This window comes from Ruegeria sp. AG1 (genome assembly GCF_056541705.1).
This window is the reverse complement of the sequence record NZ_JBQFYU010000007.1, coordinates 113,847-132,699: the sequence shown is the minus strand read 5'-3', so window position 1 is coordinate 132,699 and position 18,853 is coordinate 113,847. Positions and strand designations below refer to the sequence as shown.

General features: G+C 58.7%; 25 protein-coding genes. 13 read left to right on the top strand and 12 right to left on the bottom strand.

The annotated features are described in order from the left end of the window. Positions 1-61: 61 nt before the first annotated feature. Both phaZ and ACR0B5_RS12370 read left to right on the top strand, forming a co-directional pair. Entirely contained in the window at positions 62-1,333 is a 1,272-nt protein-coding gene (gene phaZ / locus ACR0B5_RS12375; protein WP_170374116.1) for a polyhydroxyalkanoate depolymerase, read from the top strand. 5 nt (positions 1,334-1,338) lie between these two features. After that, positions 1,339-1,917, top strand: a complete 579-nt coding sequence (locus ACR0B5_RS12370) for a DUF6151 family protein (protein WP_480540761.1) — start codon at positions 1,339-1,341, stop codon at positions 1,915-1,917. Here ACR0B5_RS12370 and ACR0B5_RS12365 read toward each other — a convergent pair. From ACR0B5_RS12365 to ACR0B5_RS12350, 4 genes are all read right to left on the bottom strand, one after another. Beyond that, positions 1,914-2,624, bottom strand: a complete 711-nt coding sequence (locus ACR0B5_RS12365; protein WP_480540759.1) for an alpha/beta fold hydrolase — start codon at positions 2,622-2,624, stop codon at positions 1,914-1,916. The genes ACR0B5_RS12370 and ACR0B5_RS12365 overlap by 4 nt on opposite strands. An 82-nt stretch (positions 2,625-2,706) precedes the next feature. Then, the gene (locus tag ACR0B5_RS12360; protein ID WP_480541026.1) at positions 2,707-3,321 is read right to left on the bottom strand and encodes a hypothetical protein; all 615 of its coding nucleotides are present in this window, start codon (positions 3,319-3,321) and stop codon (positions 2,707-2,709) included. Between the two features lie 40 nt (positions 3,322-3,361). Beyond that, the gene (locus ACR0B5_RS12355) at positions 3,362-4,357 is read right to left on the bottom strand and encodes an alpha/beta hydrolase (protein WP_480540757.1); all 996 of its coding nucleotides are present in this window, start codon (positions 4,355-4,357) and stop codon (positions 3,362-3,364) included. Further along, on the bottom strand, positions 4,354-5,103 hold the full coding sequence (locus ACR0B5_RS12350; RefSeq protein ID WP_480540755.1) for an alpha/beta hydrolase: 750 nt from the start codon (positions 5,101-5,103) through the stop codon (positions 4,354-4,356). Before ACR0B5_RS12350 ends, ACR0B5_RS12355 begins: the two co-directional genes overlap by 4 nt. A gap of 216 nt (positions 5,104-5,319) precedes the next feature. Here ACR0B5_RS12350 and thrS point away from each other — a divergent pair, with 216 nt between their 5' ends. From thrS to ACR0B5_RS12325, 5 genes are all read left to right on the top strand, one after another. Beyond that, positions 5,320-7,278 carry a threonine--tRNA ligase gene (thrS, locus tag ACR0B5_RS12345; protein WP_480540753.1) on the top strand — a complete coding sequence of 653 codons (1,959 nt, stop codon included), beginning with the start codon at positions 5,320-5,322 and terminating at the stop codon, positions 7,276-7,278. Between the two features lie 221 nt (positions 7,279-7,499). Further along, the gene (locus ACR0B5_RS12340) at positions 7,500-7,802 is read left to right on the top strand and encodes a BufA1 family periplasmic bufferin-type metallophore (protein ID WP_170374122.1); all 303 of its coding nucleotides are present in this window, start codon (positions 7,500-7,502) and stop codon (positions 7,800-7,802) included. A gap of 73 nt (positions 7,803-7,875) precedes the next feature. Then, the gene (gene bufB, locus ACR0B5_RS12335; RefSeq protein ID WP_480540751.1) at positions 7,876-8,733 is read left to right on the top strand and encodes an MNIO family bufferin maturase; all 858 of its coding nucleotides are present in this window, start codon (positions 7,876-7,878) and stop codon (positions 8,731-8,733) included. After that, positions 8,730-9,491 (top strand): HvfC/BufC family peptide modification chaperone, encoded by a 762-nt coding sequence (locus tag ACR0B5_RS12330; RefSeq protein ID WP_480540749.1) that lies wholly within the window; start codon positions 8,730-8,732, stop codon positions 9,489-9,491. The genes bufB and ACR0B5_RS12330 overlap by 4 nt, the downstream gene beginning before the upstream one ends. Continuing rightward, complete coding sequence (locus ACR0B5_RS12325) at positions 9,488-10,006, top strand: DoxX family protein (protein ID WP_480540747.1); 519 nt, start codon at positions 9,488-9,490, stop codon at positions 10,004-10,006. Before ACR0B5_RS12330 ends, ACR0B5_RS12325 begins: the two co-directional genes overlap by 4 nt. A 1-nt stretch (position 10,007) precedes the next feature. On the opposite strand, the gene ACR0B5_RS12320 is transcribed toward ACR0B5_RS12325, so the two are convergent. Continuing rightward, on the bottom strand, positions 10,008-10,376 hold the full coding sequence (locus ACR0B5_RS12320) for a hypothetical protein (RefSeq protein WP_170459066.1): 369 nt from the start codon (positions 10,374-10,376) through the stop codon (positions 10,008-10,010). Between the two features lie 41 nt (positions 10,377-10,417). Continuing rightward, the gene (locus ACR0B5_RS12315; RefSeq protein ID WP_480540745.1) at positions 10,418-10,735 is read right to left on the bottom strand and encodes an ArsC/Spx/MgsR family protein; all 318 of its coding nucleotides are present in this window, start codon (positions 10,733-10,735) and stop codon (positions 10,418-10,420) included. Between the two features lie 213 nt (positions 10,736-10,948). On the opposite strand from ACR0B5_RS12315, the gene ACR0B5_RS12310 reads away from it, so the two are divergent. Then, a complete protein-coding gene (locus ACR0B5_RS12310; protein ID WP_008758035.1) occupies positions 10,949-11,155 on the top strand; it encodes a cold-shock protein in 207 nt (68 codons plus the stop codon). Positions 11,156-11,242: 87 nt separating this feature from the next. Here ACR0B5_RS12310 and ACR0B5_RS12305 read toward each other — a convergent pair whose 3' ends face one another. Beyond that, a complete protein-coding gene (locus ACR0B5_RS12305; protein ID WP_480540743.1) occupies positions 11,243-11,545 on the bottom strand; it encodes a hypothetical protein in 303 nt (100 codons plus the stop codon). A 58-nt stretch (positions 11,546-11,603) separates the two neighbouring features. Then, the gene (thyX, locus tag ACR0B5_RS12300; protein WP_480540741.1) at positions 11,604-12,515 is read right to left on the bottom strand and encodes an FAD-dependent thymidylate synthase; all 912 of its coding nucleotides are present in this window, start codon (positions 12,513-12,515) and stop codon (positions 11,604-11,606) included. Positions 12,516-12,692: 177 nt separating this feature from the next. Here thyX and ACR0B5_RS12295 point away from each other — a divergent pair, with 177 nt between their 5' ends. Genes ACR0B5_RS12295 through ACR0B5_RS12285 form a run of 3 tightly spaced genes read left to right on the top strand, consistent with a single transcriptional unit; the run spans position 12,693 to position 14,532 of the window. Next, complete coding sequence (locus ACR0B5_RS12295) at positions 12,693-13,121, top strand: VOC family protein (RefSeq protein WP_425083125.1); 429 nt, start codon at positions 12,693-12,695, stop codon at positions 13,119-13,121. Then, on the top strand, positions 13,088-13,822 hold the full coding sequence (locus ACR0B5_RS12290; RefSeq protein WP_480540739.1) for a DUF1194 domain-containing protein: 735 nt from the start codon (positions 13,088-13,090) through the stop codon (positions 13,820-13,822). Before ACR0B5_RS12295 ends, ACR0B5_RS12290 begins: the two co-directional genes overlap by 34 nt. After that, a complete protein-coding gene (locus ACR0B5_RS12285) occupies positions 13,819-14,532 on the top strand; it encodes a DUF1194 domain-containing protein (protein ID WP_480540737.1) in 714 nt (237 codons plus the stop codon). Before ACR0B5_RS12290 ends, ACR0B5_RS12285 begins: the two co-directional genes overlap by 4 nt. Here the strand turns inward: ACR0B5_RS12285 and ACR0B5_RS12280 are convergent. The 3 genes from ACR0B5_RS12280 to ACR0B5_RS12270 form a co-directional block, all read right to left on the bottom strand. Continuing rightward, positions 14,526-15,023: a MarR family winged helix-turn-helix transcriptional regulator gene (locus tag ACR0B5_RS12280; protein ID WP_480540735.1), complete on the bottom strand. Its 498-nt coding sequence runs from the start codon at positions 15,021-15,023 to the stop codon at positions 14,526-14,528. The two genes, ACR0B5_RS12285 and ACR0B5_RS12280, sit on opposite strands and share 7 nt — an antisense overlap. Before the next feature lie 77 nt (positions 15,024-15,100). After that, complete coding sequence (locus ACR0B5_RS12275; RefSeq protein WP_170721662.1) at positions 15,101-15,358, bottom strand: succinate dehydrogenase assembly factor 2; 258 nt, start codon at positions 15,356-15,358, stop codon at positions 15,101-15,103. Beyond that, the gene (locus ACR0B5_RS12270; protein WP_170459087.1) at positions 15,351-15,749 is read right to left on the bottom strand and encodes a helix-turn-helix transcriptional regulator; all 399 of its coding nucleotides are present in this window, start codon (positions 15,747-15,749) and stop codon (positions 15,351-15,353) included. Before ACR0B5_RS12270 ends, ACR0B5_RS12275 begins: the two co-directional genes overlap by 8 nt. Positions 15,750-15,841: 92 nt before the next feature. On the opposite strand from ACR0B5_RS12270, the gene ACR0B5_RS12265 reads away from it, so the two are divergent. Both ACR0B5_RS12265 and ACR0B5_RS12260 read left to right on the top strand, forming a co-directional pair. After that, positions 15,842-17,044 (top strand): pyridoxal phosphate-dependent aminotransferase, encoded by a 1,203-nt coding sequence (locus tag ACR0B5_RS12265; protein WP_480540732.1) that lies wholly within the window; start codon positions 15,842-15,844, stop codon positions 17,042-17,044. Between the two features lie 13 nt (positions 17,045-17,057). Then, the gene (locus ACR0B5_RS12260; RefSeq protein ID WP_480540730.1) at positions 17,058-17,459 is read left to right on the top strand and encodes a hypothetical protein; all 402 of its coding nucleotides are present in this window, start codon (positions 17,058-17,060) and stop codon (positions 17,457-17,459) included. 3 nt (positions 17,460-17,462) lie between these two features. Here the strand turns inward: ACR0B5_RS12260 and ACR0B5_RS12255 are convergent, their stop codons facing one another. Next, on the bottom strand, positions 17,463-18,815 hold the full coding sequence (locus ACR0B5_RS12255; RefSeq protein ID WP_480540728.1) for an MATE family efflux transporter: 1,353 nt from the start codon (positions 18,813-18,815) through the stop codon (positions 17,463-17,465). Positions 18,816-18,853 lie beyond the last annotated feature (38 nt).

The following is an 18,853-nucleotide window of genomic DNA, read 5'->3' as shown; positions in this document are numbered from 1 at the left end:
GTTGGTCGACAAAGCGACGAATGGTCCGAACTCTTAGGTTGATACTCCGGAGGATCCTTCGATGCGCTACATGATGACCTACGATCTGATGGAAACCATGCGCAATACGAACCAATGGCTTGGTTCGACGGCAAATGCGATGGCCTCCTACCCGCTGTTTTCGATGGTTCCGAACCCGGCTTTCAGCTGGATGGCCGCCTGGGGTGAAGTGACCGAGCGCACCTTTCAACGCATGGTCGCGAAGCCCGATTGGGGCATCCGGACTTTCACGTGTGAAGATGGCAAAGATCATCTGGTCGAAGTCACCTCGGTTCTGGAGCGTCCCTTTGGGGACCTTCTCCATTTCAAGGTAAACGGGCGCGAAACGCAACCTCGCAAGGTGCTTTTGGTGGCTCCGATGTCCGGTCACTACGCAACTTTGCTGCGCTCGACCGTCAAAAGCCTTCTGGTCAATTGCGAAGTTTACATCACCGATTGGCATAACGCGCGCGATATCCCCGTGTCCGCCGGAAAGTTCGATGTCGAGGATTACACCCTCTACCTTGTCGATTTTATGAAGGAGCTTGGCCCGGACACCCATGTCGTCGCCGTGTGCCAACCTGCACCACTGACACTGGCCGCAACTGCCTATCTGGCTGAGGTCGAACCAAAGGCCCAGCCCAGCACCCTGACCCTGATCGGTGGCCCGGTCGATCCCGACGCTACGCCGACTGACGTGACCGACTTTGGCCGCCGCGTCACGATGGGCCAGTTGGAAGAGACCATGATCCAGCGCGTTGGTTTCAAATACAAAGGCGTGGGTCGGATGGTTTATCCCGGCCTGTTGCAGCTGGCTTCGTTCATGTCGATGAATGCCGAACGCCACTCCACAGCCTTCACGGATCAGATCCAGCGCGTTATGCGGGGGGAAGCCTCGGACCATGACGCCCATAACCGCTTCTACGATGAATACCTCGCTGTCATGGATATGCCAGCCGAGTTTTACCTCTCCACGGTCGAACGCATTTTCAAAAACCGCGAGATCGGGCGGAACGAATTTGTCGTCGCTGGGCACAAGGTGGATATGGGCAAAATCACCGATGTGGCCGTGAAAACCGTTGAAGGCGCGAATGACGATATCTCGGCCCCCGGACAATGTATCGCCGCGCTTGATCTGTGTACCGGTCTGCCGGACAGCAAGAAAGCAAGCCATGTCGAACCCGGTGCGGGGCATTACGGCATCTTCGCTGGCCGCAGCTGGCGCGACAATATCCGCCCACTGGTCATCGACTTCATGAACGAGAACAGCCGCAAACCGCGTCGTCGGGCGGCCAACAGCAACAAAGTCGCGTAAGGGCTTTGGCGTCAGAGTCTGACCTCACCTTTTCTTGCGCCTGCGGGAAACTGACAGGCCGCATCACATCTGATGGTACGCGTCTGGGTACCCATGCCGAGTGTTTTTGCCACGACTGCCGTGCGGCCCAGCTTTACTTCGGCCAACCCGACCCGGCCCCCGGCCCGGTTGAGGTGTTTCAAATCGCCCCCGACGAGGTCACGATTGACAGCGGCGCCCAACATTTGGCGGCGATGTCACTGAGTCCGAAGGGCATGCTGCGATGGTATGCCAAGTGTTGCAATGCACCCTTGGCAACCACGCCACGCACCGCCAGATTTCCCTTTGCGGGGTTCATCGCTTTGCGTATCGCCGATCACGCGCGGCTTGGCCCGATTGCGACTCGTGGGTTCGTGCCTCGGCCCAACGGCAAGCAAAAGCACGAAAATCTGGCCCCGGCGGCAATCGGGTTGCTGCGCCGCGTGATCAAATCAAGACTATCCGGTGGGTGGAAAAACACGCCGTTCTTTGATCCTGAGAGTTTTGAACCCGTCGTGACACCGACGGTGATCAGCAAAGAGAAACGCGCAGCGCTTTACCCCTAGGCCATGCGCAAGGGTTCATCCAGCCACGCCTGCATCAGGTCGATCACCTGCCCGGGCGCTTCCAGAGTTGGCAGATATCCGGCCGCGTCGATTGTGTGCATCACCGCATTCGGGATCATGTCCGCCATGAAGGCATGCTTGCGCTCGGGCGTCAGCCGGTCATGTTTTCCACACAGGATCAGGCTGGGCGCTTTGATCCGTCGCAACGTGCCCTGCTGATCCGCGCGCCTCTGCAGAGCGCGCATCTGGGTAACGAACACCTCCGGGCCCAAGTCCAGTGCCATCGCCAGTAGGTCATTCAACACAGGGATGCGCTGCGACCCCGGCGCAAGAGTGTCTGACCCCACAACTTGCCGCATCACCTCCTCAAGCCGACCGGCCTGCGCGCCGATGATCAGATCTTCCCGCCCCGCCGCAATCTGCGGGGTGTCGGCCTGCGCGTCGGTCGAGATCAGGCACAGCCGCGACGCCCGATCCGGGGCGCGACGGACAAGCTCCAACGCCACCACACCGCCCAGCCCATGCCCGGCCAGTGCGAACCGAAGGGGTAACTGATCCAGCAAATCCGAGGCGATCTCTTCAATACGCTCCCCCCGACTGATCGCCGAGACGACCACGGCGCGGCGGCGCGAAAACGCATCAATTTGGGAATGAAACAGCCGAGCATCACACATCAAACCCGGCAACAACACCAGCGGCTCAATCACGTGGGGCCTCCTTCTGCTCGGTTATCCGAGTCGTTCCCTCTCATCAGGATGGAAGGTTTGGATCAGCCCAGCAAGTGAATCTTTACGGATAGGCGATTCCACGGAACGGCGGGAAATCAGCATAGCGTTTCCGACGGGCAGCAAGGGTTTCGACTGGCTCGGCACCCGGCCGCAAAAGGCAGCCTTTGGGCGCGATGTAACTGTCGATCCGACGCTGAGGCGTGGGGCGCCAAACCAGATTGAACGCGCAGAGTTTCGGGAAAAACCAGATCTCGGAGTAGTCAAGATGATCATGCATCCACCACGCGAGATCGCGCCAGTCCCGACCCTGCGCGTAGCGATCCGCAAACCAGGGGATCACGATAGATGCACCAGCGACCCGTGCCTCACCCTGCCCCCAGTCCCAGATATGGCACTCCAACGGATTGTCATTACGCGCGCAGTTCAGCCGGTTTTCGTTGCCAAAGGCATTCAAGGACGGCGACCGGTAGCCCGAGCGCACCGCGACCCGGCCAAAGGTCTCCTCCAGCGGGTCAAGCAAGGTTTGGCAAAAGGCGCTACCGGTTTCGATGGCCAGATCCGGGTTCTCAGGCAGGTTCTGCTTTTGGTGGAAATTCCCGATCTCGGAGTACAGGAAATCGCGCATGAAGAAATGCCGGGACAGACGCACACGGCCCAGCGTCTCAAGGCTCCACATACTGCCCGGCTTGCGCATCGCTATGCCCTTGAATGTAGGGTCATTCGATCCCCTGCGTTTTCAACCATGCCAATATCCCATTCACCGTCGGCTCTGTCTGGTCCGGAGACATCAGGCGACCGGCAATCACATGCGACATCGGATCATCCCCCGGCCCCATCGTGACAAGCTCAACCGTTGCTGGCGCACCCCAGGCCTCGGCCACCTTGTGGGTCTTGTCCGGGCGCACGACCTGATCATCATCCGAGAACCAGAACAGCGCTGGCACCAAAGCTTGCGAGAAATCAAGACCGTAGACCGTTTCGACCAGAACTGTCATCGGCACCACGGCCTCCCACGGGTAAACCGAAGTCCAGTACTTGTTCTTTTCTGGATCTGGCCCGGATACATCTCGTTCCGGCCCCATCAGCAGTGGCAACCAATCCCGAGCCCAAGGCAGACCGGGTATGAACGCCCCTGTCGCATTCACTCCGAAATTCGGCGACACAAACACCATTGCCGCGACATCCTCGCTGAGGTCCGGGTTCAAAGCGGCCGCCGCTGCCAGCGTGCCCCCGGTCGATGTCGAAATGACTACGACCTTTTCCCCAACGGCCTTGGCCGCCGCCAGCCCTTCGGCTATGTCCTGCATCCAGCCCGAGGCGGTCGCATCGCCCATCGCGGCCCCACCGCGCCCATGTCCTTGCAAGCGCGCATAAACCAGATTGGCCCCCAGAGCATCAGCGACCATATCAGGCACGGGACGGATCTCTTCTGAACTGGCCGAGAAGCCATGGACATATAGCACCGAAAAAGGCGTGCGCTGTTCTTTGAACCCGTCCTGCCAGATCACACGTTTTTCAACGCCGGGAACAATATCGTCAAAGGCGGATTCCGTGCTTTCAAAATAGACCTGAACGCCTTCGCCAAACTTGCGGGGGTCGAAATCGGGGTCCAGGTTCACCTCTTCCCGCGGCCCGAACCAATAGATCAGGCCTCCGACAACGATCAGAACCAGCAAAACCCGACCCAGCACCCATCCGAACCAGCGCATCATTCATCCCCCAAAACGTCGAGAACGGCGATCTCGATCAAGCCAAGGCACGGCCCGTCGGAGAACCGATGATCCGCATCCTTGACCAGCAACAATCGCATATCCGGTCCGGTCGCATGCTCTAGTAGGCGTACGGCTGTTTCAGTCGACACCGCCGTATCAGCCGTCCCCTGCAAAAAACGTACGGGAAACGGCAGATCCAACACGTCCCGCAGAACCAGGCGCTTCCGACCATCTTCGATCATACGCTTTGTGATGATGTAAGGCTCCATATAATCCGAGGGCAATTCCACATGCCCAACCTCCTCCATCGCCGCCTTCTGCGCATCTGAGAAGGACGCCCAATAGCCGTCCTCGGTAAAATCCGGGGCTGCCGCGATGGTCACCATGCCAACAATTCGCTCCGGCAACGCCTTTGCCAGCAGCAGCGCCTGCCAACCGCCCATCGAGGACCCCACGACCACCAAAGGCCCCTCAGTCAAAGCACTCACCGCTGCCAGCGTGTCTTCGTGCCAATCGCCAATGCAGCCGTCAGTGAACGCCTCAGAGCTTTCTCCATGACCGGAATAGTCAAACCGCAAGAACGCCTGCCCCCGGGCTTGCGCCCAAGCTTCAAGATGAACGGCCTTGGTGCCCTCCATATCCGATTTCAAACCGCCCAGAAAAACAATGGTCGGACCGGCCCCTTCACTCTTGTGAAAAGCCAACCGCCGCCCCTGCGCCGTTTCCAAAAAATCTGTTGCTGTCATGAAGCCCTCTTTGCTTTCCTGACATCATGCACGCCCCCCGCCCAAGTGCAATTCCGTGATCCTCCTTCATCTGGCTAAAAATACCTCGGGGAGCGCGAGGGGCTGGCCCCTCGCTCCCACCACTTGACACAAGCACAACCACCTGCCAAAGCAGCCAAACGCAAATAACCCGCAACCGGGCGTTCAGTGGGCGCCAAACCGACGAGGAGAGCCGATATGGCCTTGGATTCAAAATCCGTCTCTCTCACTTTTCCCGATGGCAATGCACGTTCCTATGACGCAGGCGTAACGCCTGCGCAGGTGGCTGCCGATATTTCGACCTCGCTCGCGAAAAAGGCCATCTCGGCCACAGTGAACGGTCAGCACTGGGACCTGCAATGGCCCATCGATGCAGATGCCCAAATCGCCATCCACACAATGAAGGATGAAGCGCAGGCCAATGAGTTGATCCGCCACGATCTGGCGCATGTCATGGCCCGCGCCGTGCAGGAAATCTGGCCCGCGACCAAAGTCACCATCGGCCCCGTTATCGAAAACGGCTGGTACTATGACTTTGACCGCGAAGAGCCATTCACGCCCGAAGATCTCGGCCTCATCGAGAAAAAGATGAAAGAGATCATCAACAAGCGCGACCCCGTCACCACCGAGGTCTGGGATCGCGACCGCGCGATCGAATTCTACAAGGCCAACAATGAGCCCTATAAGGTCGAGCTGATCGAAGCCATTCCGGGTGATGAGCCACTGCGCATGTACTGGCACGGCCACTGGCAGGATCTGTGCCGCGGCCCGCACCTGCAGCACACCGGTCAACTGCCGGGCGACGCCTTCAAGCTGATGAGCATTGCGGGCGCCTATTGGCGTGGCGACAGCGACCGCGCGATGTTGCAGCGCATCTATGGCGTAGCGTTCACGGGCAAGGAAAAGCTCAAAGCGCACCTGAACATGCTGGAGGAGGCCGCCAAGCGCGACCACCGCAAGCTGGGCCGCGAGATGAACCTGTATCACATGCAGGAAGAGGCTCCGGGTCAGGTGTTCTGGCATCCCAACGGCTGGAAAATCTACACCACCCTGCAGGACTACATGCGCCGGATGCAGGACCGTGACGGCTATGTCGAGGTCAACACCCCACAGGTCGTCGACCGCAAATTGTGGGAAGCCTCGGGTCACTGGGACAAGTACCAGGAGAACATGTTCATCGTCGAAGTCGACGAAGAGCATGCCCGCGAAAAGGCGATCAACGCGCTGAAGCCAATGAACTGCCCTTGCCACGTGCAGGTGTTCAATCAGGGCCTGAAATCCTATCGTGATCTGCCGCTGCGCATGGCAGAGTTCGGCTCCTGCGCGCGGTATGAGCCCTCGGGCGCGCTGCACGGGATCATGCGGGTGCGCGGCTTTACTCAGGACGACGGTCACATCTTCTGCGCCGAGGATCAGATCGAATCCGAGACCGCAAAGTTCATTGCTTTCCTGTCGAAGGTCTACGCCGACCTTGGCTTCCACGACTGGACCATCAAACTGTCCACCCGCCCGGAAAAGCGGATCGGCAGCGATGAAAGCTGGGATTTCGTCGAGAAAGCTTTGGGCGATGCCTGCAAGGCCGCTGGGTATGAGTACGAGGTCTTGGAAGGCGAGGGCGCATTCTACGGTCCGAAGCTGGAGTTCACTTTGACAGATGCCATCGGCCGGAATTGGCAATGCGGCACGCTTCAGGTCGACCCTAACCTGCCCGAGCGTCTGGATGCGAATTTCATCGGCGCTGACGGGTCCAAGCATCGCCCCTACATGCTGCACAGGGCCTGCCTTGGGTCGTTCGAACGGTTCATCGGCATTCTGATCGAAGAACACGCGGGCAAGTTGCCGTTCTGGCTGGCGCCGCGGCAGGTCGTTGTGGCCTCGATCACCTCGGATGCGGATGACTATGTGGCCGAGGTTGTTGAAACGCTCCGCTCCGCTGGTGTCCGGGCCGAGGCGGATATCCGCAACGAAAAGATCAACTACAAGGTCCGCGAGCACTCGGTCGGCAAGGTTCCGGTCATTCTGGCCGTGGGTCACCGCGAGGTGGATGAGCGCACTGTAAGTGTCCGCCGACTGGGCGAAAAACAAACGCAGGTTCAATCTCTTGAGACTGTAACAAATGAGCTGTCCAAGGCAGCCACTCCTCCGGACCTGCTGTAACATAAGTCAGTTTCTGACCCCTCATCCGGCCCTGAAATCGGGGCCGGATTGAAACATTTTCCATTTTTCAATTCAAAAACAATTTGTTAACCTGCAAGAGGGCATGACAATGCCTGACGCGCTTGTGAGACACGGCCTCGTGAATTTAACTGTGGCTCACTAGTCGTTACCTTTGTCATTGTCACAAGCAGACATACGCAGTCATCAAAAGGATTACCGAGATGTCGAACACAGCCAAATCCCTGGTTATCGCAACAGCAGTCGCAGCCGCCGTTTCGGGCGCAGCAACCACCGCCTCCGCACAAGCGAAAGAGAAATGCTATGGCGTTTCGCTGGCCGGTCAGAACGATTGCGCCGCAGGCCCCGGCACCACATGCGCGGGCACCTCGACCGTTGACTATCAGGGCAACGCCTGGACTCTGGTTGATGCAGGCACCTGCGCCGATATCGAACTGCCCGCACAGGCAGACGGCACCCCGCGCAAAGGCTCGCTGGAAGAACTGAACCGCGACCTGCCGGCATAATATCTGCCATACGAAATCCAAGGGGCGGGCCAAATCGCCCGCCCCTTTTCACGTGATCATAGGGAACTGCCTCATGCTGGACGACGCACTTAGGTCGAACCGCCTGCCCGCAGCACCGGGTGTTGGGTATAAACCGCAGCACTTTGCACAGATCCTTGAACACGCACAGCCGGTCGCATGGCTGGAAATCCATGCCGAGAACTACATGGGCGACGGCGGCCGCCCACTGGCGCAACTGCGCCATCTGTCAGAACAATTCCCAATCTCAGTCCATGGCGTTGGCCTGTCGATCGGCGGAGAAGGCCCGCTGGATGGCGACCATCTGGCGCGATTGAAACATTTGATCGGCTGGCTGAATCCGGCCAGCTTCTCCGAGCATTTGGCCTGGTCGACCCATGACAGCCACTTCCTGAACGACCTTCTGCCGCTGCCCTACACCGATGCCACATTGACCCGCATCTGCGATCACATCGACCAGGTGCAAGAGGTGGTCGGACGGCAAATGCTGCTCGAAAACCCCTCCAGCTATCTGGCATTTGAGAAAAGCACCTGGTCCGAGCCTGATTTCCTGCGCGAAGTTTCGAACCGAACCGGATGCGGGCTGTTGCTGGATGTGAACAACGTCTTTGTCTCAGCCACCAATCTGGACTTCTCACCTCAGAGCTATATCGACGCCTATCCGCTTGAAAAGGTTGGTGAGATTCACCTCGGCGGTCACGATGAAGACGAAGACGACCACGGCAAACCCCTGCTGATCGACAGCCACGGGCGCGAGGTCGTTGATCCGGTCTGGGCGCTTTTGGACTATGTTCTGGATCGGTCCGGGCCGAAGCCGCTCTTGGTCGAGTGGGACACAGATGTCCCCGACTGGCCGGTCCTGCGGGACGAGGCCGTGCGCGCCCAGGCGGCACTGGAGCGGATCCCGGCATGAGCGTGTCGCAAACCCAGTTCAGCGCCGCGCTTCTGGACGCCTCGACCCCGGTTCCGGAGGGGTTGCTGGACTCCAAGAACCAACCTGCCGGACGTCGGTTCAGCGTCTATCGCAACAATGTCGCCGTCTCACTGACCGAGGCCATGCAGCAGGCCTTTCCCGTGATAACCAAGCTGCTGGGGCCACAGAATATGGATGGCCTTTCGGGCATTTTCCTGCGCCAGCACCCACCTACATCCCCGTTAATGATGTTCTATGGTGAGGCGTTTCCCGCTTTTGTAGCCGAAATGCCCCAGCTGTCCCATCTGGGTTACCTTGCCGACATGGCGCGGCTGGAACTTGCCCTACGCCACTCCTACCACGCGGCAGACAGCACACCTGCGCCCGCCGATGCGCTGGCGGTTCCCCCCGAAGACGTGATGCGCGCGCGGCTGAGTTTTGCCCCGGCGATGCGGGTGATCCGGTCGGATTGGCCGATCCATGCGATCTGGCGTTACAATTCGGAAGCGGACGCCCCCAAACCGGTCGCTCAGGCTGAGGACGTTCTGGTCACCCGCCTCGAATATGATCCCACCCCACATCTGCTGCCAAAAGGCGGAGCAGACTGGATCGCACATATGCAAGCGGGCGACACGATCGGCGGCGCGTTCGAAAAAACCGCCGCTAACACGCCCGACTTTGATCTTGGAACCACTCTGGCACTGCTTTTGCAAGGCGGTGCAATAACCTCTGTGACTATCGAAAGGCTGGAGTCATGACTGCGCTCATCTCAATCCACAACTCCGTTTTGGGAAAGGTGGACCATGCGTCCGGTTGGCTGACGCCTACCCTCGCCCGGCTCGTGTTTATTGCTGTATTGCTCGTCTATTACTGGAATTCGGCGATGCTGAAGATTGATGGGTCGATCTTCTCGCCCTCCAGCGGTGCATTTGGGCAAATCTTTCCGAAAGCCGCCGAGGCCGTACTTTGGGACGTCACGCAGATGACGTTCTTCCAGCGGATCGTGATCTTCCTTGGCACCGTGGCCGAGTTCGTCCTGCCCGCGCTGCTGCTGGTTGGTCTGTTCACTCGTCTGGCGGCGGTCGCAATGATCGGGTTTGTCTGGGTGCAGACCATTGTCGACGTGACTGGCCACGGCGTGAAACTGGGTAGCCTGTTCAATGCTGCGCCTGACCTGGCGGATCAGCGCACAATGTGGACCTTCCTGTTCCTGGTGATGGTTATCAATGGCGCAGGCCCGCTGTCCCTGGATCGCATCCTGCGCCTAAAATAGCTCAGAAATGAGCCTTGGGTTCGTCCGGTTTTCCCGCGGCGAGCCCGAGCACCCCGGCTACCGCGGCAAAGGCAATCGGGAACATGGTGAAGACGCCGAAACCGAACGCGTAGTACATCCCAGCAGCCGAGGCCAACAACAAAATCCCTGCAATCAACGCCCGCGCATGGGCCATGGCCCCGCCCGCAATCGCCAACAAAGGCGCAAGGATCGAGGCCGCCTGAATCAGGTCGGGGTTATCCACCTGCTCGGCAATCCCTTCGATATCGCCAAAATGCTTGATTGCCTCGACATAGCCATACCCGAAAAAACCGACAATCATACCGATCAAACCGGCGATGACGCCCAAAATCATGGCAGCGTTCCGCATGTATATTCCTTTACAGTTCGTATCAGCAGATAGGTACGCGGCTACGCAACACCAAGAGAAGCCCGCGTTTCAGCGGTCCAGCCCAGAAACAACTCTCCGTCCTTTTCGATAAGAGGGCGCTTCATCAGCGTTGGGTGATCGGCCAGCAACTCCAACGGTGGCCGCGCGCGCTCGGTATCGTCCAATCCACGCCAGGTTGTTGACCGTGTATTGAGCAAAGCCTCGCCGAACGCGGCAAAAGCTTGCGAAAGGGTCTCAGCCGGAACGCCGTCCGCCCTTACATCCACGAGGGTCGCTTCTGGAAGCGATTTCAGTGCCTTACGGCAAATATCGCAGTTTTTCAAACCATAAAGGCGCATTTTTGGGCTGCTCCTGCATTTGTAACTTTTTTATGCAAACTGGTTGGTTCCCAGCGGTATTTCTTGATTTTTTACTTCACCGTGCAATGTTGAAAAAGACGAAACGTGCGTTTCGGACTGTATCTGACCCAGAAATCAGCCTGATACGCCATGACGTCGACACAGCCCCCACCAATTTGTGGGACAATGCGCAAGTAGAAGGAGACACGGGACATGCCAACCGGCACCGTGAAATGGTTTAACACTACCAAAGGCTATGGGTTTATTGCCCCTGATGAGGGGGGCAAAGATGTGTTTGTTCATATCTCGGCCGTAGAACGATCCGGCCTCACCGGACTCGCAGACAATCAGAAAGTCTCGTACGAGTTGCAGGACGGGCGTGACGGCCGCCAGATGGCAGCTGATTTGAAGCCGTTGTAACCTCCACCCCGCCAGATGTGGGGTGTTTCCAATCAAGGCTGACGGCCAATTTCAGGCCGTCAGCCAAATATTCCCTAGAAATCGGCGTTACCCACGTGTCGATTTTTCGCTGGCGCGGGCATGCCAGTCTTCGCCCATTGCCACGATGCAGGACGTTCCTGTCGCGTAAGTAACGACCATGGTCCAATCACCGCGGTCGCTGCTCCAGACCTCCATGATCTGCTCGGGCCCGCGCATGCCGGTTGCCACACGTTCGGCGCCGAATTGGCGGGTCAGTTTCTCTTGCAGCCGTGGGGTCGCTTCACACAGTATTTCGGCTATGGGTGATTTGGCCTGCGCTGACGACGCCAGCACAAGGCACAGTGGGATCAGACGAAACAGATAGGTCATTAAGCCAATGTAACAGCTTCATGACAAAACGTATAGACAAACGATATGCTTCTGAGGATCAATCCTTGCGGATTACGTCCTCAAACTCACGCCATTCCCGCGCCGTCATGCCCGAGTTTTCCTGAGTCACAGTCTCACCTGCCAACATCCGGCGCAGGCTGTCGACCATTTGGGCCGAGAGGTTAACGGCACCCAGTCGATAATCCTCGAACGCCTTATAGGCGAAAGGCACCCAATCGGCGACGATCTTGCACATCATATCGGCATAGACCCGGATCTCGTACTGGGCATGCGGGTCGGCGCGCAGACGTAGGAAGTGGAACAGATTGTGCAGGTCTACCTTCCAATACCACTGCGTGTAGATGTTTGCAGGCAGGTTCATCCGCGCCAGTTCGCGCGCTAAACCTTGTTGCCCGTCCTGATTGATCATCGCCTGATAATTGTCATAGCACCGGGCGCTGTCGGCCTTTAGGATTTCCAGCACACGCGCGGCCTCTTCCCCTTCCAAGGCGGACCCGCGACCCTGGTTGTTGACTTCGGACTGCGCGGCCACGTGGTCAGGGGCGGGAATATAGAACTCACGGTCGAGAATCGAATAGCGCGCCGAGTATTCGTTCACATTGGCGGTCCGGTGGCGAATCCACTGGCGCGCGACGAAAACCGGCAGTTTTACATGCAGCTTGATCTCGCACATCTCAAACGGGGTCGAATGCCAATGACGCATCAGATAGCGGATCAGTCCCTCATCATTCTGCACGGACTTGGTGCCCTTGCCGTAGGACACGCGCGCCGCCTGACAAATGGCTGCATCGTCGCCCATATAGTCGATGACCCGGACAAAACCGTGGTCCAGCACCTGATGGGCCGTGTAAAGATGGTCTTCCATGCCCGGTGCTACAACGCGGCGAGTTGGATGCGATTGCGCGCGCTGCGCTTCGATCTCGGCCAGTTGGTCGGCAGACAGAGGCATGAAATTATCCTTTCCAAGAATGAGTCGACACCCACTATATATCGTCAACTCCACCACTGGAACCGCGATATCTGCCGTAAGCGCCGCGAAGTTCGAAATCGTGTTCCCAGCCCCTCTCGACACCTCGCGCAACCGCGCTAAGCTGCGCACCAAGCGAAGAAAAGGAGGAAGGCCAAGATGGGGCTGAGATACTTGCACACCATGGTCCGCGTGAAGGATCTTGAGAAATCAATGGCGTTCTATGAGCTGCTAGGCCTGAAGGAAACGCGCCGCCACGAAAGTGAACAAGGCCGGTTCACGCTGATCTTCATGGCCCCTCCCGGGCAGGAGGATCGCCCGCTTGAGCTGACCTATAACTGGGACGGTGACGATGCGCTGCCGAGTGACAGTCGTCATTTCGGTCATCTCGCCTATGGCGTCGACAACATCTACGAGACCTGCCAGCACCTGCAGGACAATGGCATCGTGATCAACCGCCCGCCTCGCGACGGTCGGATGGCGTTCATTCGCTCGCCCGACAACATCTCTGTCGAGCTGCTGCAGAACGGTGACGCACTCGAGCCCGCCGAGCCATGGAGCAGCATGGAGAGTACCGGGCACTGGTGATCCGCACTTTGACAGCACTGGGGTTGGCCGCGTTGGCCAGCCCCGCGCAGGCCGAGGGCTGCCGGTTGGCCCTTTTGCTGGCGCTGGATATCTCGGTCTCCGTAGATCAGGCCGAGGATGCACTGCAACGTCAGGGCCTTGCCGCCGCGATGCTCGCGCCCGAGGTTCAGGCCGCTTTTTTCTCGTCTCCCGCTCCTGTTGCGCTGGCCGTTTATGAATGGAGCGGCCGATCCACCCAGCATGTCGTCTTGCCGTGGAAGATGATTGAAAACGAAGGCGACTTGCTGGCCGCGGCAACCCGGATCAGCCAGTCCGAGCGTTCGGATTCCGGGTCTGCCACCGCGATGGGGCATGCGCTGGCTTACGGGGCTACCATGTTGCAGGATGGTCCGGACTGTCTGTTTCAAACCATCGATCTTTCCGGAGACGGAGCGAACAATGATGGCTATGGCCCTAAAATCGCCTACAAACATTTTCCCTTCGATGCTGTCACGGTGAACGGGTTGGTGATCAATGCCGCCGATTTCGAGGGCGAGTTGTTTCTGGTTCCTTTCTTCGAAGAAAACGTCCTGCATGGACCGGGTGCTTTTCTTGAAATCGCGCAGGGGTTTGAAGACTTTGAGCGTGCCATGCGCCGCAAGCTGGAACGAGAATTGAGCGGCCTACAATTGGGATCTCTGCAAGAAACAGGCCATAGATGACACGGTTGCTCGCGCTTGTTTGTTGCCTTCTGGCAGGATCCGTTTCGGCGCAATGCCGTCAAGCTCTGGCGCTTGGGTTGGATGTGTCCGGCTCTGTCGACGTTCACGAGTACAGGTTGCAGATCGATGGTTTGGCTGCTGCGTTGCGGCGCCCTGAAATCCGCAAGATCATTTTGGCAAACCCCGCATTTCCCGTTCGCCTCGCGGTGTTCGAATGGAGCGAACCCGGCCATCATCGCGTGCTCTTGGAATGGACCGAAATTCGCACCGAATCTGATCTAGGCAAGATCGCGGCGAGACTGGGCGACGTGACCCGCAGCGCCGCGCCGCAAGGCACAGCAGTGGGCGATGCGATGCTGTTTGGCGCGGACCTCCTGAACCAACAACCGGAGTGTTGGAAGCACACTTTGGATTTGTCTGGAGATGGGAAGCACAATCTCGGTCTCCACCCGCGCGCAGCCAAAGCGCTATTGCAGGATACCGGCATCACCATCAACGGTTTGGTGATCGGTGTCGACGACTCCAACTATGGCGACCAACGGGATGTCCAGATTGGAGAGCTGTCCGCCTATTACAACGCTTGGGTCATCCTCGGCCCTGATGCGTTTGTCGAGGTCGCACTTGGCTTTGAGGCCTATGAGGATGCCATGACCCGCAAACTGATCCGAGAGCTGCAGGGGATCATCCTATCCCAAGCCTCTGATCAGTAGATATAACGAATCTGGTCCGTCCAATAGCGTTCGACCCGACGCAGCGAAGTGGTGATATCCTCGATCCCTTCCGCCCCCAGAACGCCGCGCTTCTGCAACCCTTCGGCATGGCGCAAGAACAACTCGGACACGATATCACGAATCTCGCGGCCTTGAGGTGTCAGACGGACCCGGACCGAGCGCCGGTCAATCTCGCAGCGTTGGTGGTGCATATACCCCATCTCGACAAGCTTCTTGAGGTTGTAGCTGACATTGCTGCCCTGATAGTAGCCGCGGCTTTTCAATTCGCCGGCGGTCACCTCATGGTCGCCGATGTTAAACAGCAAAAGCGCCTGAACCGCGTTGATTTCCAGCACGCCCACCCGTTCGAACTCATCCTTGATGACATCCAGCAACAGACGATGCAGACGCTCGACCAGCGCGAGCGCCTCAAGATAGCTGGTCATGAAACCTTTGGCCCCCGACGCAGAGACCTGCATTTCCATACTCATCCGACCCTCCGATTCAGCCGTGTCGTTTTAGACACGATGACCTGAATTTCCGAAAAATCGGTTAAGTCTGATTTTCTTTATTTTTGAAACGTTTGCGCGATATCCGAGATCAGTTCAGCAAAAGGATCAGGCGTATTCACCTGCCCTGTGACCCATTGATACAGGTCCTGATCGTTTTCCTTTAGAAGCGCGTCATACAAGTCCAGCCCGGCCGCATCCATCGCGTTCAGATTGCGCTCGGCATATGCCGACAGGATCAAATCCATCTCTTTGATCCCCCGCCGCATGGAGCGCATCTGCAGGCGTTTGATCCGAACCTCGCGTGTTTCAGTCATTCTTGTCCTGCTCCAGCATCAAACGCAGTTTCTTTTCCAACCGGGCGGCCCGCTCCGCGCTGGCCCGCATCTCGCCACGAATGGCACGCAATTCGGCAACCGCGCCCGCCAGTTCCAGACTGGCTTCGCCCTCTTCTACCGGGGCCTCCATGCCCTCGCCTTCCCCGGTCAGCAGCCACATGATCGAGACATTGATCATGCCCGCCATCATCGACAAGCGATTGGCGCGCGGTTCGGACAGGTCGTTTTCCCAGGCCGCGATCGTCGCCTTCTTGACCCCCAGACGGCGTGCTAATTGTGACTGCGTCATCCCCGCCGCTTCGCGCGCCCCGGCCAGTCTGTCTCCGAACGTTGCAGCATCCGGTCCGTACCAGTCGGTTTCGTCGTTCATCGGGGTCTCCAATTCTGGTGTGTCATACAGCTTGATCGTCCATCGGGCGCACCCTATGACAGACAAGTTGAACATACAAACCGAGGCCGCTCATGAGTTTCCTGTCTGCGACATTGTCACGCGTAAAACCCTCTCCGACCGTCGCGATGACTGCAAAAGCGGCCGAGTTGAAAGCCGCCGGGCGCGATATCATCGCCCTCAGCGCAGGTGAGCCGGATTTCGATACGCCGCAGAACATCAAGGATGCAGCCGTCGCAGCCATTGCGGCAGGCAAGACGAAATACACCGCGCCCGATGGCATTGCCGAGTTGAAACAGGCGGCTTGTGCCAAGATGAAACGAGATCACGGGTTGGACTACACACCCGCGCAGATCTCGGTCGGAACGGGCGGTAAGCAGACGCTCTACAACGCGTTGATGGCGACGATGAACGAAGGCGATGAGGTTCTGATCCCCGCGCCTTACTGGGTGAGCTATCCCGATATGGTCCTGCTGGCCGGCGGAACGCCTGTTGTGGTCGAGACCACGTTGGAAAACAGCTTCAAGCTGACGGCCGAACAGCTTGAAGCCGCGATCACGCCCAAGACCAAATGGTTCATCTTCAACTCGCCCTCGAATCCCACGGGCGCGGGCTACAGCCAGGACGAATTGAAAGCGCTGACCGACGTTCTGGTGCGCCACCCGCATGTCTGGATCATGTCGGACGACATGTACGAACATCTCGCCTATGACGGGTTCGAGTTCTGCACCCCAGCCGAGGTTGAGCCGGGTCTTTATGATCGCACGCTGACCTGCAACGGCGTCTCCAAGGCCTATGCGATGACCGGCTGGCGGATTGGCTACGCGGCCGGTCCGGTTGAAATCATCGCCGCGATGCGCAAGATTCAGTCTCAGTCCACGTCGAACCCGTGCTCGGTCAGCCAATGGGCGGCGGTTGAGGCACTGAACGGCACGCAGGACTTTCTGGCCCCCAACAATGAGACATTCAAACGCCGCCGCGATCTGGTCGTCGGCATGTTGAACGCCATCGACGGAATCACCTGCCCGACGCCTGAAGGCGCGTTTTATGTCTACCCCTCAATCGCGGGGCTGATTGGCAAGACCACGCCGCAAGGCACAGTGATCGACTCGGATGAGGCCTTTGCCACCGCCCTATTGGAAGAACATGACGTTGCCGTCGTCTTCGGTGCAGCCTTTGGCCTGTCGCCGAACTTCCGAGTCAGCTACGCAACCTCGGATGAGGCATTGACCGAGGCCTGCACGCGTATCCAGCGTTTCTGTGCCTCTTTGACCTAAGCCGGAGCCACGCATGACCGCAGAGCTGCCAGAGTATTATTTCCGCATCCGAGAAAACGGGGCCGCAGTGTTTAGGATCGACACCGAGAATCGGCAGCAGCGGATCGAGATGGATCAGATCGCGGTCATCAACATACGCAACGGAGAGGTCAAGCCGCATGGTCAACGCAGCCTGACCGAGGCCGACAAGGCCGAGATCGCCCGATGGATGGATGCGCGCAAGGCCCTGCTGGCCCAGCGCGATATTGACGATATTCACCGGGCCGTCGACTACCTGAACCTGACCACGCAATGGGCGCAGTCCAAAGCGTCGGAAGAACAGCTTGAAGAGGTGACCGACCGGCTGTTGATGGCGATGCACGATTTGCGCTCGGTTCTAGTGCGCAAGAAAGCGGACCGGCTGAAAGGCGGCTGAGGGCTACTCGGCCGGTACGCCCACCTCGCGGACAGATCGCATCCAGAACCGTGCCATCAGCAGGACGGCTGCAAAGGCCAGCCCAAGCACAAGGCCCATCCAGACGCCGATCCCGTCCATGCCCTGCACGAAGCCGAAATAGTAAGAGGCCGGGATTCCGATCACCCAATAGCTGAGGGCAGCCATGATCATCGGCACTTGTGCGTCCTGCAACCCGCGCAGCAGGCCCAGCGCTATAACCTGCGCACCATCGACCAGCTGAAACAGGGCTGCCATGGCCAAAAGGCCTGTGCCAATCGCCAAAATCTCGCCGCGCTGCGCGTTGTCGGCCTCCATAAATAGCGAGATCAGAGGCTCGGCACAGGTTAGGAACAGTATGATCGTCAGCACGGACACGACCAGAGACATCCCCGTCACCGCAATCGCGCCACGCTCCAGATGCGCGCGGTCGCGGCGGCCCAGCGCGTTGCCCGCGCGAATGGTCGCCGCGTTTGACAGGCCGAGATGCACCATGAAAGTCGCCGAAGCGAGGTTGAGCGCAATCCCATGCGCCGCCAGCGGCACCTGCCCCAGCCACCCCATCATGATCGCCGAGGTCGCAAACAGAGTGACTTCGGCGAGCGTTGTCAAACCAATCGGAACGCCCAGCCGCAGAACCCGGCCAAACATATCCCAGTCCGGGCGCCAGAAGCGTTGAAACAGACTATGCTCCGGAAGAACCCGAACCGCATAGATGATAACCGCAACCAGAGACACGATCTGTGTCACCACGGACGCAATCGCTGCCCCCATGACCCCAAGCTCGGGCGCACCCCAATTGCCGAAGATCAATGCATAATTCGTGACGCCATTCACGACCGCAGCGGTCACGGTGATCCATAGCACGATCTGAGTACGCTCCAACGCGGCCAGATAAGACTTCAGCACCATCACCAGCAGCGCAGGAAACAACCCCCATCCTGCAACGCGAAGATATTCCGAGGCGGTCTGCGCCACCTGCGGCTCCTGTTTCAGGGCAATCAGGATTGGATAGGACCACCACAGCAGCGGCATCATCAACGCGGCGTAGAGCAGTGACAGCCACAAGCCCATGCGAGTCGAGCGTCGGATGCTAGTCTCGTCCTCTTCCGCCGCGGCCGTCGCAACCATTGGCATAACGGCCCAGCCAAATCCGGCCCCAAACAGAAACAACACAAAGTAGTAGCTGCTCGCCAGCGTCACTGCGGCCAGGGCCTCAACCCCGTACCAGCCGAGCATCACCGTATCGGTCAGGCCGATTGCGAACTGCGCCAAATGCCCGCCAACCAGCGGCAAGCCAAGCACAGCAATCGCCCGGAAATGGGCGGGATATGTCATCACTTTCGTCATCTCGCCAGCCATAGGCCCGCGCCCTG